The sequence below is a fragment of the Streptomyces sp. NBRC 110611 genome, assembly GCF_001590865.1.
GTDB lineage: Bacteria > Actinomycetota > Actinomycetes > Streptomycetales > Streptomycetaceae > Streptomyces.
Genome location: NZ_BBUY01000092.1, coordinates 1 through 884 on the forward strand (window position 1 = coordinate 1; position 884 = coordinate 884).

1 pseudogene is annotated in these 884 nt (G+C 65.2%); it reads right to left on the reverse strand.

Annotation, left to right across the window (positions count from 1 at the left end):
• Positions 1–10: 10 nt before the first annotated feature.
• Positions 11–815 (reverse strand): annotated as a pseudogene (locus tag AZE13_RS33500) (transposase family protein).
• Positions 816–884 lie beyond the last annotated feature (69 nt).

Genomic DNA, 884 nt, shown 5'->3' on the forward strand with positions numbered 1-884 from the left:
TGAACCTCTTTCATCCTGAATAGTCGCAGGTCAGGAGGGTGTGGACGGCTTGGACGATGGTGCCGATCCGGCGAGTGGAGCATCTGGCTCGCTGTAGCAGTCGCCAGGACTTCAATTGCGCGAAGGCGCGTTCGCCTGGAGCTCTCAGCCGGGCATGGTCGCGATTGAACTGCTGGTGGCGCTCCGGTTGTTGACGGTGGTTCTTGTACGGTGTACGGACGGTGGCGCCGGCACCCTGGTAGGCGCGGTCGGCCAGGACAAGTATCTGCCTCGTGAGGCAGGCCTGGATGATGCCGTGGGCCCGGGCCGCGGTCAGGTCGTGAGTTCGTCCCGGTGTAGCGCGCGAAAACCACAGGGGTGTGCCGTCTGGGCGGGCGATGACCTGCACATTCATCCCGTGCCGTTTGCGCTTTTGGCTGTAGTACGGCTCGTCCGCGGCGATCCGATCAGTCGGGATCAGCGTGCCGTCAACGATGACGAAGTCGCCTTCACCCAGGCCGACGAGGGCCTCGCGCAGGCCCGGCGCCCAGGAGGCGAGGAGGTCGAGGGTTTCGTCGACGTACCGCCAGGCCGTCGCCTGCGACACCCCGAAGCCGGCTCCGACCTGCGCGAACGTCTCGTTCTTCCGCAGATGCGCCAGCACCAGCAACGCCTGCTTGAAGCAACCCAGCCTCCGCCACGGCGAGTTGATATCCCGCCGGCGGGCATAGATCAGCCAGGAGACATGCTCGACCAGCTCATGCGGTACGTCGAGCATGGAAGAATGCGGAACCAACCAAGCCCCCGGCGGCTGGTGCGATGAGTGGAATCACCACACCAACGACGGGGGCTTCGTCGCGTCACCCCGCACCCCACTTGACCAGGGACTTCACCCTCTCAGAGGC